Below are 13,374 nucleotides of genomic sequence, written 5' to 3'. Positions count from 1 at the left end.
TTCACTTCACCCAAGCCAAATGATTTTGTTATCTAAAAATTATTCTTTATCCAAAATTTCAGGGGTAATCAAACCTTCAGCTATTTCACGCAAAGCCACAACGGTAGGTTTATCATTTTCCCATTCAACCATAGGTTGATCGCCTCGAACTGCAATTTGGCGCGCACGCTTAGTAGCCACCATAACCAGTTCAAATCGATTCGCAACATTTTTTAAACAATCTTCAACGGTAACTCGCGCCATAATTCATTCTCCAGTAGCAAAACATCGCATTTTACTGCGATGACATCAGGAAAGAAAGCAATTTTGATTGTTTATTTATCTGCCGCTCAATACGTAAGCGGTTTGCAATAACAATCGCCTCCAATTCCATCGCCGCCTTTTCAAAATTATCATTAACGATTAAGTAATCAAACTCGGGATAATGGCTCAATTCATCTTGCGCTTTTCTCATCCGATCACTAATCACTTCATCCTTATCTTGCCGACGATCTAATAATCGTTGTTTTAAAACATCTAAAGATGGCGGTACAATAAAAATACTCACCGCATTTGGAAAGGAACGTCTAATCTGTTCCGCTCCTTGCCAGTCTATATCCAACACCACATCGATACCTTTTTGCAAACGCTCGGTAATTTGCTTCATCGATGTGCCATACAAATGATTAAAGACACAGGCGTGCTCTAAAAAAGCACTCTCATCAATCATACGTATAAATTCATTTTCATCAATAAAAAAGTAATTCACCCCATGCTGTTCACCAGGTCGCATGGCTCGCGTCGTATGCGAAATGGATACCTCGATATCCTCAAGGGACTCCACTAACTTTTTTACTAAACTTGTTTTGCCTCCCCCAGAAGGTGCTGCAACAATAAATAAATTACCCGAATAATCACCCACAATAATACTCACTCAATGTTTTGAATTTGCTCACGCATTTGTTCAATTAAAACTTTCATTTGCACCGCACTCTGAGTTAAATCCACAGAGTCAGACTTTGAACTTAGCGTATTCGCCTCCCTATTTAATTCTTGCATCAAAAAATCAAGACGTCTGCCTGCTATTTTATCGCAATTTAACGTCCGACTCACTTCATCAAGATGAGTCGTTAATCTATCGAGTTCCTCACTCACATCAATACGAGTCAAAATTAAAGCAATTTCCTGTTCTACTCGTGAATCCTGAACCTCCATCTTCACTGAGTGCAGCCGGGTCAATAACTTATCTTTAACTTGCTCTGCTTGTGTTGATACTATAGAGCGAGCATGCTTAATTTCTCGACCCAATTCACTTAACCGTGTCTCCACGTGCGCTTTTAATGCAGCACCCTCAGTAGACCGCATCTGCCTTAATTGCTCAATCGCTTCGTTAAATAAGGACAGCGCGCTTTCTGCTAAAGCCTCCACATCAGGTACACTGGCTTGGACTACACCAGGCCAAGAAAGAACACGACTAACCCCTAAATCGTTCGGCAAATGGTGTGATATGGAAAGTTTCTCCCCTAAATTCACTAATGCATTTACCATGCCTATATTTATAAGCATAGACTGATTATTGGAACTTGTATCTTGATATTTCAGCTGGCACTCCAATTTCCCTCGATTTATCTTATCTCGCAATAAAGAGCGTAATTGTGGTTCTATAAATCGGAACGATTCAGGCAAACGAAATGAAACATCAAGATAACGATGATTAACTGACTTGATTTCCCAACAAAAATGACCCTCTTCAATCTGCTTTTGCACTCGTGAGAAAGCCGTCATACTTTGAAGCATTGTAAATACCAATGAATAAACCTTGCGCGAATATACCCCAATTTCAAGCAATTGGAAAATAAAACATACTCCTTAAAGGATAGCAATTTAACAAAATCGAATAAAATTTCTACCTAATTCAAAAATATAAGTTCAATTCCTGAGCTGTTTTAAGTTGTTCGTGCCACTTTGCTTCACTCTGAACCTCAAAATGTGTTAATGCTCCCCGCCTTGTGGCATTCACCATGTCGGCCATAAAGAGAATTTTTAGGAGAGTGAGATGAATTGAAACAATATCTTAGCGATATGTGCTTGTGCTTTTCATTCAATTATTAGCAGTAATAATACTTATGACTCCCTTGCAATAACCTGTGAATATCAACAAATAACCCAAAGTAAGTACCCGAGTTAACGAATTGAACTCGGGACTAAAAATTATTTACTTGATGATGGTGATGTGACTGCTTCAGATGGCTGATTTTGAGACAACAACTCACTCATTTTTTCATTCATCCAACTCATAAGCGTCACCGCAGACATCACGCGCAGACCTCGCGGCACCCCCCCTTTGAAAAATATAGAAGCACCATGTGTTTCATAGAGTCTTTGGGTGGTCTTGAAAAATCCAGCTGGGTTTGTAGCGACGGAGGACTGTTGGGCTGTTTTCACCACATCAAATTGTTGTGAGGCCAATGTTGCACCCACTCCTGCCACTATCCCTGCGAGCAGCGATGCAAAGTAATCATTTGGATAATGCTCTTTTATTTTGTTTTTCAATGCAGGGGTCACCGCCAGAAAAAATGTAGAAAACATTCCTTCTCTCAGCATCGTTGCCATCATTCCTGTATAAAGACGAGACCAGCCACCTTGCCTCACCAAATCAGTTCCTGCCGAGAAGAAACTATTTTTTTGATGCGTCATCACCATTTCTGTAGGACAACTGATCAGCGCAGAACCTACCCCGGCAGCAAAAGCGCTAACCAATCTTTGACGATCAGACAACTCATATTTATTGCCGAAAAACCAATTCTGAAAAAAACGATTCAAACTTACTTGCACACTGGTTATAGGGATCATGCTGGCCGCATTTGGCAAAATACCTCGATACAAGACTTGTGGATTTAGCGTGAAAGGCTCTCCTCTTTGCATTCGCGTTTTTATCGACCACAACGGGTGATCGACCAACACTTCAAAAGCACCTGTAACGCTTCCTGAGAAGATGCTTTGGAACACACTGAGATTTTTTTTCTTTTCTTTAGGGGGCATGTCTTCTTTATAGGACTCAAATTTAGCTTGGGTCATAATATTCTCCAATAGTTGATTCAAATAAATTCATTACCCGCTTGTCCCACCTCCCTAGAGAGGCGCGGATAATGAAAGACCGCCCTAGGGAAAGGAAGGCAAGAAAATCACTAAAGAAGAAATAATATTTTGAGAGGCAACTAAATCGCAGACAAACAGCGTGCTCGCAGATAAATCTGCAAAACGTGCAACACTGATTTCATGACTACGATAGTTCATAATGAATTTTTATTTTAAAATTGGATCTTGAACATAGCACGATGAATCATTGTTATTCAAGATGTATTTAAAGAATTTTTTTGTAGTAAAGCACCACTATGTGTTTATAAATTTACCCTCCGTTTTAGCTTTTATTGTTTATTTTCAGAAAAAATGAAACATCTTGATAATAAATCAATAATCACTTCTTTATTTATATCACGCTACTTTAGGATGCAACTCAGGAAGTTAAGCGCTATAATTCTCAATTTTGCGAGGATTATCCAATGCGCCCAAGTAACCGTGAAGCCAATCAACTACGCCCTGTTAAATTAACCAGAAATTATACCAATCACGCTGAGGGCTCTGTCCTTGTTGAATTTGGGCAAACCAAAGTATTGTGTAATGCCTCTGTAATTGATGGAGTTCCCCGTTTTATTAAAGGAAAAAACCAAGGTTGGGTTACCGCTGAATATGGCATGCTTCCGCGTGCGACACACAGTCGTACAGAACGCGAAGCAAGCAAAGGAAAACAAGGTGGTAGAACTATGGAAATCCAGCGCCTTATTGGTCGCTCTTTGAGAGCTTGTGTTGATTTAAAATTTTTAGGTGAAAATACAATAACCCTAGATTGCGATGTGATTCAAGCAGATGGAGGTACAAGGACAGCAGCCATTACTGGCGCTTGTGTAGCAATGAGAGATGCAATCAATTGGATGGTTGAGCGAGAAAAAATACGTAAAATGCCTGCATTTCATTATATTGCTGCGGTTTCTGTGGGACTTTATCGAGGCCAAGCTGTACTCGACTTGGATTATGCAGAAGATGTCCTGGCTGAAACCGATATGAATATTGTGATGAACGAAGCTGGACATTTCATTGAAGTTCAAGGAACTGCGGAAGACAGACATTTTAACCGCGATGAATTAAACACGATGCTTGCACTTGCTGAGCAGGGTATACCGCAATTAATTGAATTACAGAAAAATGCTTAGTTACTTAGCCACTCTCTAGGAATACGTCATCCTGAACGTAGTGATCTCCAGTGTGTCGCAGAGCATGATGATTAAGTGCGATGCTGCAACCAGGAGATCCTTCGCCATAACTCCTCAGGATGACGGTCGTAAATCATGACCTTTCAAGAAAACCTTTAAAATATGTTTTTATCAATAGCCACCTCACGTGCCGTATGAGTGGAAATAATATTTTTTTTCACCAGCTCTGTTAAATGCTGATCCAAAGTTTGCATTCCTTTACCCTGGCCTGTTTGAATGGAAGAATACATTTGAGCCACTTTATCTTCGCGAATTAAGTTTCGTATTGCGCCAGTGCAAATCATGATTTCCAAAGCAGCAACTCGCCCACCTCCATTTTTTTTCAATAGCGTTTGTGCAACTACAGCTTGCAATGACTCAGACAACATGGAACGTACCATGGATTTTTCTTCGGCGGGAAACACATCGATAATCCGGTTAATGGTTTTAGTTGCCGAATTAGTATGCAAGGTCCCAAACACCAAGTGTCCTGTCTCAGCAGCAGTCATGGCTAAACGGATCGTTTCCAAATCACGCAATTCCCCCACCAGAATCACATCAGGATCTTCACGCAGTGCAGAACGCAAAGCAGCATTAAAACTCAGTGTATCTCGATGAACCTCGCGCTGATTGAGTAAGCACTTTTTACTTTGATGTACAAATTCTATTGGATCCTCAACAGTTAAAATATGATCGTAGCGACTGGAATTAATGTAATCGATCATGGCGGCCAAAGTAGTACTTTTTCCTGACCCTGTTGGACCAGTAATAAGCACTAATCCTTTAGGGTAACTGGACATTTCCTCGAAAATAGAGGGTAATCCCAAATCGCTCATACTTAAAATTTCAGAAGGAATAGTACGAAAAACAGCGGCTGCACCACGTAATTGATGAAATACGTTCACCCTAAAGCGAGCCAAATTGGTTATTTCAAAGGAAAAATCGGTTTCCAAACTCTCTTCAAACTCTTTCCTTTGCCTATCATTCATCACATCATAGATGATTTTTATTACTTCCTTGTGTTCCATGGCCGGCAAATTAATTTTACGTAAATCCCCATCCACACGAATTAAGGGAGGCAATCCCGCAGAGATATGTAAGTCCGAAGATTTATTTTTTACTGAAAACGCTAATAATTCTGCTATATCCATTGTTTGGTTCATCCTGATTATTTAACAATAACAGATTGGGGCATAGTGCATTGATCGTCAAATCACTCATTGATCTTAATTAAATAATTCAACAAGTCAATTTCTAAATTTTTAATAAGAGCCATGTTTAGAGATTACCCGCTTTGCTTGGGATGAATCTCCCAGCAAACCAAGTAACACTCGGCAAACATTGTTTCTTTTGCTATTGTTGAGGTTTTCCAAATGTATTTAAATGATCATGAGTCTTCAACACAGTCTAAATCAAATAAAACAATTAATCACACAAACCGAACTGGAATGTGGAAGAAAACCAGGAAGTGTTTTAGTGCTCGCTGTGAGTAAACAACAAAGTATCGAGGCGATTCGCGAATTATTTCAGCTTGGGATCACTCATTTTGGAGAAAGTTATTTTCAAGAAGCCCAATCAAAAATCAATGCTTTAAAAAATTTACCCATATGCTGGCATTTTATTGGCCCTATTCAAAGTAATAAAACCAAAGGCATCGCCACTTTGTTTGACTGGGTCCACAGTATCAGCCGACTTAAAATTGCGAACTATCTCAATGAATATCGCCCTAGCAATTTAGACCCACTCAATATTTGTTTACAAATTAATCTGGTAGATGAAGAAACTAAATCTGGAATTCCTCCGGAACATGCTGCTGAACTCGCTTTGGCAGTAAGTCAACTTCCGCATCTCAAGCTAAGAGGCTTGATGACTATTCCTCCACCGCACAAAGAGATGCAAGCACAATATGATTTATTTATTCAGCTCAATCAACTCATGCATTCCCTCAATCAAGAACTTGGTCTGGACATGGATACTTTATCCATGGGAATGAGTCATGATTTTGTCCCTGCAATTAAAGCAGGTGCCACCATAGTCCGAGTTGGCCAAGCATTATTTGGTGAGCGACAAAAATAAGGCAACACGATATAATCTTGCAAAATCAGTTGCTTCAGGGGAAAAATATGTCGGGTCTTATCGCAGTGACACTTTTTGTTGTTTCTTTATTTTTTTCACTGGTTATCTTCAGTTTATGGATTCGTATTGCCTTGCGGTATTTGCGTGTTAGCGCACTTCATCCAGTAAACCAACTCATTTTTAAAATGACAAATCCCATAGTCAATCCAATACAACTTCTATCAAAACAACCCTATAAGCCAGGCCAAAAATATGATGTCCCAGCGTTTATTACCTTATTTTTGGTTGAATTATTAAAAATCATCTGCATTAGCCTTCTTGCCTTACAGGGGTTAATCCCGATTGGATTTATACTGCTTTATATCATTGCTGACTTGATCCTTCAGCCTTGCGACATTTTATTTTTTGCCATACTCATTCGCGTCATCATGAGTTTTGTCAATCCCAATTGGCAAGGTCCAATTGCAGACCTCTTACGCTTGTTAACAGAACCTTTGTTAAAACTTGGTAGAAAGATTGTTCCTGACATTTCCGGTTTTGATTTTTCTCCTTTCATCATTATAGTCTTATTGAAAATTATCACCCTGTTTATTAGGGCAAACCTACCCTGGAGATTATTATAAAAGCAACTATACTTATTTTTATGCAGAGGATTATCAGGATTAAATTATGAAATTGACGTACCTCAGTAGTACTGGCTTTGCATTAATCATCTTACCTTTTAGTTTATTTGCTGATACCCAATCCTATTATTGTCCCCAGAACCACGGATACATTAATATCGGTATGACACCTGATGAAGTCATTGCAGCCTGTGGTCAACCAGTGAGCCAACAAGAATCAAATCAGCCGGTACTCCAAAAAATTCCCGTGCAACAACTCATTTACAATAACATGGGAACGAGTACTGCTTTTTATGGAGTATGGAATATACCCACAGGTAGCGGCGGGGTTCAGCTTGAAGTTGATATTGTGAACCAAAAAGTACGCTCCATTAAAATGAATGGTTCAGATAGTAATTCCGTTTCGGTCTGTCAAGGAGCAAACATTCAAGCCGGCGATCCTGTCCAAAAAGTATATTATGCGTGCGGTTCTCCTTCTATAGTAAATAATTCATTTATCAATGAAGTGGTACCCACAGCAGAAAAACCCCAAATCTGGATCTATCAACCTGGGGAGTATCAACCTTCCGTAACCATGACTTTTGTTAATGGGAAACTGCAATCCATTCAATAATTCTATTTTTAACAAATCACAGTTCAATACTATGGTAAGTTAAAAAAATAAGATACACTCTCAAGATTTTGGCGTAGAGATACATCATTCTCGATGTACCTTTTTTTCTTTGATATTTATGAGGTAAGACTCGACATGACTGCAAGCATAGATGAAATCACTATTGCATATAATGAAAATGGGACAGAAACAGTTAAAGAGCTGGATAAGAAAGTATTAAGCAAAGGAGCCTGGACTACTATTATGTTTAAATACCAGGATTGGGATAACGCGCAAAATGATTTTGGTCCAGTTAAATTTTCAATTCGCCGTTATCAAAAACGTAATAATCAATACTGGCAAAAATCTAAATTTAACATTTCCAGTGCGGAACAAGCACAAAAAATTATCGATATTCTCAATGATTGGTTGAAATAGTTTGCCTGCTACACCATTTTTTTATGATTGGACTTAAAATAAATACTCTTCCAACCTCCTGATTATAGTTCATTACCTATCAGAAAAATTTCATTGTAAGTCATTATAAATAAAATATTTTTTTAATTTAAACCTCAAATTAACCCTTGGGTTATGGGTATTTTTTACTCACCTCAAACACTTATATGCCCATAAAAAAAACCCAGAGATCTAATTTTGTTCGATTTATTCATATTTGTTAAGGTTGAGTTAATTTTTGAGCCGTATAATGGAGATTAAATTTAACAACTAAGATAAGATATAGCTATGCAGACTAAAACAGAAACTCCTAATGTAAAAAGTGGGCAACCAACTGTAACTGCACCGGTAGTTACACCAAGAAAATTATTGGCTTTTCCAAACTTGCAAAATATGCCATGGGTAGCACCAATGGATCTTGTTAAAGCCAAGATGGCCAAAAATGGGACTTATACTCCCTCCTTTTGGCAGAATCCTATGTTTACATCAATGATGAAAGGAATTTACAATCCAGCAATCATGCAAAGTCCTGTATTTACCTCAATGATACAAAGCATGTGGGATGTAGCAAGTAAAACCGCAAGTACTCCTTGGTTTCCGCCAATGCAGGTAGTAAAACAAAAATTACAAACACCGAAATTCGATTCACCAGTAGTACCGGTAACAAAACCAGTAGCACCAGCTCCAAAACCAGTTTCGGTTACGCCACCACCAGGGAAAAAGGGCGGTTCCTTTCCTGCATGGATCCCTTCTTTAGAGCAAGTACACCAAGGTTTATGGAGTGGATTAAATTTCTCAACCGTTGCACTGTTCACAAGCGGTGCTATTGTATCCATTCAAAGTCCGATAAAAACTGTATTAGTTAATTTAACTAAGGACAAAACCATTTTACCCCCATCTGCATGTCAAGCTGGGAAATTGGGTATGATTAGAGCACTGTATGCTGGAACTTCAGCTTCTCTTTCAGGTTCTTTAATAAGAACAGGTTATGTTACTGGTGCTAAAGGCGGCAGCAAACCTGTAGAAGAAGCGATTCTTAAAGATGAGGCCGGTAAAGAAGAAGGTAAAAAATACGCTACTGCGGGTTTAGGGTATGTCATGGCAATGGCACTAGGTGATATTGGGGCAACGCAAATATCTGAATCATTGTCTACGTTGCAAAAAGCAGGAATTCTTCCTAAAAATTTTAAATGGAAGACTGTTCCCAATGCATGGAACTTGATGATGGGTGGCTTTGCCCCAAGGTATGTTTCAGGAATGGTTAATTTTGGTGCGTTATGTGTTCTTGAAGAGGTCATAGCGAAAAATTTACCAGACCATAAAGGGAAGCATTTTACCGCTGGGATGTTGAGCGGTATGTCTGCTGCATTTTTTGCTTATCCATTTACCGTATTTAAAGATTACACCTTGGTAAGATCTACGGTGACAGCAGAGGGAAATCTAAAAAGTGCAAGCTCGCTTAAATTAACAAAAGATTTATTTTTTGCCTTTATAAGTAGTCCCGGAGCTTCAGCGAAATCTTTCGGAGAAATGGCTCTAAAACAAGTTCCAATACGAATGGGCTTAACCGGCGTCATATTTGCTCTAGTTGCTGGTGTTGGTGAGGCTATGGGTCAAGAACCCTTAAAGAAAGTGGTTCCAGAGGAATATCAACCATCATCATCGCCAGGAAGATCCAGACATGCCCTGTTTGCTACTAAGACTGAAACAACTCCTCGAATTGAAGAGCTTCATGAGGATACTGATGAGCAGACAAAGACACAAACTCCAGGGTCTGGTCCGGGTAATTCAACAAAAAATTAAGTAACAAATCCACTGAACAAACCATTTTATTTTTATAAAATGGTTTGTTCTGCAAGAAAATAGTGTATGATAGTATTGCAATGTGCAATTTTGAATCACACATTGCAATATTTACTTATTAAAGGATGAAATATGATGTCACGCAATTTTCTTGGATTTTTTGCTAAACCTGCCAAAGCCGTTTTTGAAACGACTCTTTATTCTGTTGGTGCAGCAGCATTAGGTACCGGTTTTTATCGTGCTGGAAATTATATTAATGAGCAATTTAAGCCGCAACAGGAGAATCTTAGAAATCAGCCAAGGAATCAACCTGAGTCTGATCACCGAGATAATTCACATCAATCTGAGATGAAAATCGGAATTTAAATATAATTGAGGGATGGTGTAGTCAAATTCAATTGACCAACACCACTCCAAAAAATTTAATGAAAAACTCAAACAACCTTTATACCCATTCCAGACCAGGATGAGAACGCTCAAAGTATTTTTGAACCATTGCGTCTGAAACCAAATCCAAACGTGCTGGATGCCATTGAGGATTTTTATCTTTATCAATCAATAAAGCCCTAACCCCTTCATAAAAATCATGATCATGCATAAAATGACTCACCATGTCATAGTCCATTTGTAAGCATTGCGCTAAAGATAACCCTTTTGCCTTTTGTAATTGAGCCAAAGTCACTTTAAGACTCAAAGGAGATTTTTGAGCCAAAGTATTATCAACCGCCTCAGCCCATACTGTATTAGCACTTTGTAACGATCCTCGAATCATTTCAATTGTGGGATGCGCAAAACAAACATCAATCAAAGGTTTAATTTGGCTGATCTCTTCTGTAGAGGCCACAAAAGAAAAACGCTGTAAACATTGATTGACCTGCTCAAATGCATCCGCCGATAAATCTTCATTCATCAATGCGTCAAATAAAGCAGGCATTTGTTCTGATGATACTATTTTTTTAACCAGTCCGGTTTTTACAGCATCATGAGCACCTAAACGATTACCTGTCAAACCCAAATAAATACCTAAATAACCTGGGCATCGTGCTAATAAATAGCTGGCGCCAATATCAGGAAAGAAACCGATGCCTGTCTCAGGCATAGCAAATACAAAACGCTCACTGGATATTGGGTGACTGCCATGCATGGAAATTCCCACGCCGCCCCCCATAACAATCCCATCGATTAGAGAAATATAGGGTTTGCCAAAATGATGAATAAAATGATTTAACCGATATTCGTGCCAAAAAAATTGCATTTGTTCTGCATCATTGACTTGGCCAGAAAAATATAACGAACGTATATCCCCTCCAGCACAAAAAGCATTCCCAGGAGCTGCCCGCACGATCACCGCATGAATCGACTCATCCTCTTTCCAAAGACTTAATTGTCTTTGCATATTCAGAATCATATTTAAAGTCAGTGCATTCAAAGCCTTGGGCCTATTCAATGTGATGACACCCAATGAACCTTCTTGGTTAAAAAGTACTTCGTCAGTCATAATTATTTTCCTTTGAACTGAGCCATTCGTTTATCTAGAAATGCTCTAACACCCTCTTGTTTGTCTTCAGAAGCACAGACCTTAGCGAAGTGAATGGCTTCCAGATGCAGGGCATCAGTCAAAGACAAATCATAACCATGATCAATAACTTCCATAACCCCCGCTACAGCAAGTGGAGCCATACTTAAAATTCCCTGCAATAAACTTTTCCCCTGCTCTAACATCATTTCTGGTTCAACGACTTCACTCACTAAACCCCAATGTAACGCAGTTTCTGCGTTGATAAATCGTCCAGTCAAGCAGAGATCTAAAGCACGTCCTTTGCCAATTAAACGAGCTAACCGTTGGGTGCCACCATAACCAGGGATAACACCTAGTTTCACTTCAGGCTGACCAAATTGTGCTTTGGTTGAAGCGATTCTTAATGTTGCAGAAATAGCTAATTCGCACCCCCCGCCAAATGCAAACCCGTTCACAGCAGCTAATGATGGCTTGCCTAAAGTTTCCAAAAGTCGAAATACCTCCTGTCCGCGACAAGCAAACTCATAACCTGTTTGTGCAGTACATTCTGCCAATCGGTTAATATCCGCACCAGCGCAAAAAGCTTTACCATTTCCAGTAATCATTAATGCCTTAACTTTGGGGTTTGTTTTTGCATAATGGAATGATTCTTCTAAAGCATCCAATACTTCTGAACTTAAAGCATTTAACTTTTCAGGTCTGTTTAAAGTTAAAGTTAAAATTCCTTGATTATCCAGATCTTGTTCTATTAAATTCATTCATTGACTCCTTTTCTATAGAAATATATCGTACCTAAAGCATTGTAGTCTGGTATGGTGAGACGACTCTTGTCATCCAGACTTTAAACAGACACATCAGCACAAAAAGTGTTCTTCATCCAAAGTTGCTTTAGCAACAATTTCTCTCATGATTTCATTAGTGCCTTCAAGAATTTGATGGACTCTTAAGTCCCTAAATATTCGCTCGATCTGATAATCACGTAAATATCCATAACCACCATGGATTTGCATCGCCTTATCGCAAATATGGAAAGCAACATCAGTAGCCAAACGTTTCGCCATGGCACAATATAAAGGGACATTAGGATCATTTTTATCCATAGCACTTGCTGCTCGGTAAACCATTAAACGTGCTGCTTCATAATCAGTTAACATATCTGCAAAATAAAAACGTAATGCTTGCATTTCAGTAAGTGGTTTGCCAAATTGTTTCCGCTCATGCATGTAGCTTTGAGTCAAGCGCAAACAAGCAAGCGCCCCCCCCAATGAACACGAAGCTATATTGATCCGCCCCCCATTTAATGCATTCAATGCAATTTTAAATCCCATCCCTTCATCACCCACGCGATTGGCGACAGGTACACGGCAATTTTCAAAAAAAACCATACTGGTAGGTTGACTATGCCAACCCATTTTTTTCTCCAATTTGCCAAAATTTAAACCTGGTGTATTTTTTTCAATTAATAAGCAGCTTATTCCGTGATGGGATGAATCACCAGTTCGAACCATACATAAGTAGACATCACTCACTGAACCTCCTGAAATAAAGGCTTTGGAACCATTCAGCACATAATAATCTCCATCTCTTACTGCCTTAGTTTTCAGAGACGCCGCATCTGAACCGGATTCAGGTTCAGTCAAGCAATAACTGCCAATAAGTTCCATGGAGGTTAATTTAGGCCCCCATTTCATTCGTAATTCAGAATGAGCATACCGATCAATTAAAGAGATTACCATGTTATGAATAGAAAGATAGGCGCTCGTACTGACACACCCTGTTGCCAGTTGCTCAAACAATAGTGCAGAGTCTAAACGGGTTAATTGAGCTCCGCCAATATCCTCCCTGGCCATCATCCCAGCCATTCCTAGTGCAGCAGCTTCACGTAAAACATCCACAGGAAAATAACTCTCATCATCCCAACTATCAGCCATAGGAGCTAATTTGGTCCGTGCAAAATCAGCTGCCATCTCACGAATAGCGATATGTTCTTCTGTGAATTCAAAATCCATAAACTGT

The 13,374-nt window shown here is 39.1% G+C and carries 16 protein-coding genes; 7 read left to right on the top strand and 9 right to left on the bottom strand.

Annotated features, from left to right (window positions below):
- Positions 1 to 39: 39 nt before the first annotated feature.
- From rpoZ to EL022_RS16605, 5 genes are all read right to left on the bottom strand, one after another.
- Positions 40 to 243, bottom strand: a complete 204-nt coding sequence (gene rpoZ / locus EL022_RS08205; RefSeq protein WP_010653170.1) for a DNA-directed RNA polymerase subunit omega — start codon at positions 241 to 243, stop codon at positions 40 to 42.
- A 31-nt stretch (positions 244 to 274) separates the two neighbouring features.
- A complete protein-coding gene (gene gmk / locus EL022_RS08200; protein ID WP_028382149.1) occupies positions 275 to 904 on the bottom strand; it encodes a guanylate kinase in 630 nt (209 codons plus the stop codon).
- A gap of 5 nt (positions 905 to 909) precedes the next feature.
- A complete protein-coding gene (locus EL022_RS08195; protein WP_028382150.1) occupies positions 910 to 1,776 on the bottom strand; it encodes a YicC/YloC family endoribonuclease in 867 nt (288 codons plus the stop codon).
- 414 nt (positions 1,777 to 2,190) lie between these two features.
- Complete coding sequence (locus EL022_RS08190; protein ID WP_028382151.1) at positions 2,191 to 3,057, bottom strand: MC/SLC25 family protein; 867 nt, start codon at positions 3,055 to 3,057, stop codon at positions 2,191 to 2,193.
- An 84-nt stretch (positions 3,058 to 3,141) separates the two neighbouring features.
- On the bottom strand, positions 3,142 to 3,276 hold the full coding sequence (locus EL022_RS16605) for a hypothetical protein (RefSeq protein WP_272947064.1): 135 nt from the start codon (positions 3,274 to 3,276) through the stop codon (positions 3,142 to 3,144).
- 266 nt (positions 3,277 to 3,542) lie between these two features.
- Here EL022_RS16605 and rph point away from each other — a divergent pair, with 266 nt between their 5' ends.
- Complete coding sequence (rph, locus tag EL022_RS08185) at positions 3,543 to 4,250, top strand: ribonuclease PH (RefSeq protein WP_028382152.1); 708 nt, start codon at positions 3,543 to 3,545, stop codon at positions 4,248 to 4,250.
- 155 nt (positions 4,251 to 4,405) lie between these two features.
- Here the strand turns inward: rph and EL022_RS08180 are convergent, their stop codons facing one another.
- A complete protein-coding gene (locus tag EL022_RS08180) occupies positions 4,406 to 5,440 on the bottom strand; it encodes a type IV pilus twitching motility protein PilT (RefSeq protein ID WP_028382153.1) in 1,035 nt (344 codons plus the stop codon).
- A gap of 238 nt (positions 5,441 to 5,678) precedes the next feature.
- On the opposite strand from EL022_RS08180, the gene EL022_RS08175 reads away from it, so the two are divergent.
- From EL022_RS08175 to EL022_RS08150, 6 genes are all read left to right on the top strand, one after another.
- The gene (locus EL022_RS08175; RefSeq protein WP_028382154.1) at positions 5,679 to 6,365 is read left to right on the top strand and encodes a YggS family pyridoxal phosphate-dependent enzyme; all 687 of its coding nucleotides are present in this window, start codon (positions 5,679 to 5,681) and stop codon (positions 6,363 to 6,365) included.
- A 47-nt stretch (positions 6,366 to 6,412) separates the two neighbouring features.
- A complete protein-coding gene (locus EL022_RS08170) occupies positions 6,413 to 6,988 on the top strand; it encodes a YggT family protein (RefSeq protein WP_028382155.1) in 576 nt (191 codons plus the stop codon).
- A 46-nt stretch (positions 6,989 to 7,034) separates the two neighbouring features.
- Positions 7,035 to 7,601 carry a DUF2845 domain-containing protein gene (locus EL022_RS08165; protein ID WP_028382156.1) on the top strand — a complete coding sequence of 189 codons (567 nt, stop codon included), beginning with the start codon at positions 7,035 to 7,037 and terminating at the stop codon, positions 7,599 to 7,601.
- A 135-nt stretch (positions 7,602 to 7,736) separates the two neighbouring features.
- On the top strand, positions 7,737 to 8,018 hold the full coding sequence (locus tag EL022_RS08160) for a hypothetical protein (protein ID WP_028382157.1): 282 nt from the start codon (positions 7,737 to 7,739) through the stop codon (positions 8,016 to 8,018).
- Between the two features lie 306 nt (positions 8,019 to 8,324).
- A complete protein-coding gene (locus tag EL022_RS08155; protein WP_028382158.1) occupies positions 8,325 to 9,839 on the top strand; it encodes a hypothetical protein in 1,515 nt (504 codons plus the stop codon).
- Positions 9,840 to 9,971: 132 nt separating this feature from the next.
- Entirely contained in the window at positions 9,972 to 10,205 is a 234-nt protein-coding gene (locus tag EL022_RS08150) for a hypothetical protein (RefSeq protein WP_028382159.1), read from the top strand.
- Between the two features lie 79 nt (positions 10,206 to 10,284).
- Here the strand turns inward: EL022_RS08150 and EL022_RS08145 are convergent, their stop codons facing one another.
- The 3 genes from EL022_RS08145 to EL022_RS08135 all read right to left on the bottom strand — a co-directional run bounded on the left by EL022_RS08145 (position 10,285) and on the right by EL022_RS08135 (position 13,367).
- On the bottom strand, positions 10,285 to 11,337 hold the full coding sequence (locus EL022_RS08145) for an enoyl-CoA hydratase/isomerase family protein (protein WP_028382160.1): 1,053 nt from the start codon (positions 11,335 to 11,337) through the stop codon (positions 10,285 to 10,287).
- Positions 11,338 to 11,339: 2 nt separating this feature from the next.
- Positions 11,340 to 12,116, bottom strand: a complete 777-nt coding sequence (locus EL022_RS08140) for an enoyl-CoA hydratase/isomerase family protein (protein WP_028382161.1) — start codon at positions 12,114 to 12,116, stop codon at positions 11,340 to 11,342.
- Positions 12,117 to 12,212: 96 nt separating this feature from the next.
- On the bottom strand, positions 12,213 to 13,367 hold the full coding sequence (locus EL022_RS08135; RefSeq protein WP_028382162.1) for an acyl-CoA dehydrogenase family protein: 1,155 nt from the start codon (positions 13,365 to 13,367) through the stop codon (positions 12,213 to 12,215).
- Positions 13,368 to 13,374 lie beyond the last annotated feature (7 nt).

It is taken from the genome of Legionella cherrii, assembly GCF_900635815.1.
Taxonomy (GTDB): Bacteria; Pseudomonadota; Gammaproteobacteria; order Legionellales; family Legionellaceae; genus Legionella; species Legionella cherrii.
This window is presented reverse-complemented; position numbering and strand designations above follow the sequence as displayed.

Coding starts and splice junctions, on each gene's coding strand:
- EL022_RS08175 (WP_028382154.1), top strand. CDS start 5,679: ATGAGTCTTCAACACAGTCTAAATCAAATAAAACAATTAATCACACAA.
- EL022_RS08195 (WP_028382150.1), bottom strand. CDS start 1,776: ATGCTTCAAAGTATGACGGCTTTCTCACGAGTGCAAAAGCAGATTGAA.
- EL022_RS08145 (WP_028382160.1), bottom strand. CDS start 11,337: ATGACTGACGAAGTACTTTTTAACCAAGAAGGTTCATTGGGTGTCATC.
- EL022_RS08170 (WP_028382155.1), top strand. CDS start 6,413: ATGTCGGGTCTTATCGCAGTGACACTTTTTGTTGTTTCTTTATTTTTT.
- EL022_RS08190 (WP_028382151.1), bottom strand. CDS start 3,057: ATGACCCAAGCTAAATTTGAGTCCTATAAAGAAGACATGCCCCCTAAA.
- EL022_RS08150 (WP_028382159.1), top strand. CDS start 9,972: ATGATGTCACGCAATTTTCTTGGATTTTTTGCTAAACCTGCCAAAGCC.
- rph (WP_028382152.1), top strand. CDS start 3,543: ATGCGCCCAAGTAACCGTGAAGCCAATCAACTACGCCCTGTTAAATTA.
- EL022_RS16605 (WP_272947064.1), bottom strand. CDS start 3,276: ATGAACTATCGTAGTCATGAAATCAGTGTTGCACGTTTTGCAGATTTA.
- EL022_RS08135 (WP_028382162.1), bottom strand. CDS start 13,367: ATGGATTTTGAATTCACAGAAGAACATATCGCTATTCGTGAGATGGCA.
- EL022_RS08155 (WP_028382158.1), top strand. CDS start 8,325: ATGCAGACTAAAACAGAAACTCCTAATGTAAAAAGTGGGCAACCAACT.
- EL022_RS08140 (WP_028382161.1), bottom strand. CDS start 12,116: ATGAATTTAATAGAACAAGATCTGGATAATCAAGGAATTTTAACTTTA.
- EL022_RS08160 (WP_028382157.1), top strand. CDS start 7,737: ATGACTGCAAGCATAGATGAAATCACTATTGCATATAATGAAAATGGG.
- EL022_RS08180 (WP_028382153.1), bottom strand. CDS start 5,440: ATGGATATAGCAGAATTATTAGCGTTTTCAGTAAAAAATAAATCTTCG.
- EL022_RS08165 (WP_028382156.1), top strand. CDS start 7,035: ATGAAATTGACGTACCTCAGTAGTACTGGCTTTGCATTAATCATCTTA.
- rpoZ (WP_010653170.1), bottom strand. CDS start 243: ATGGCGCGAGTTACCGTTGAAGATTGTTTAAAAAATGTTGCGAATCGA.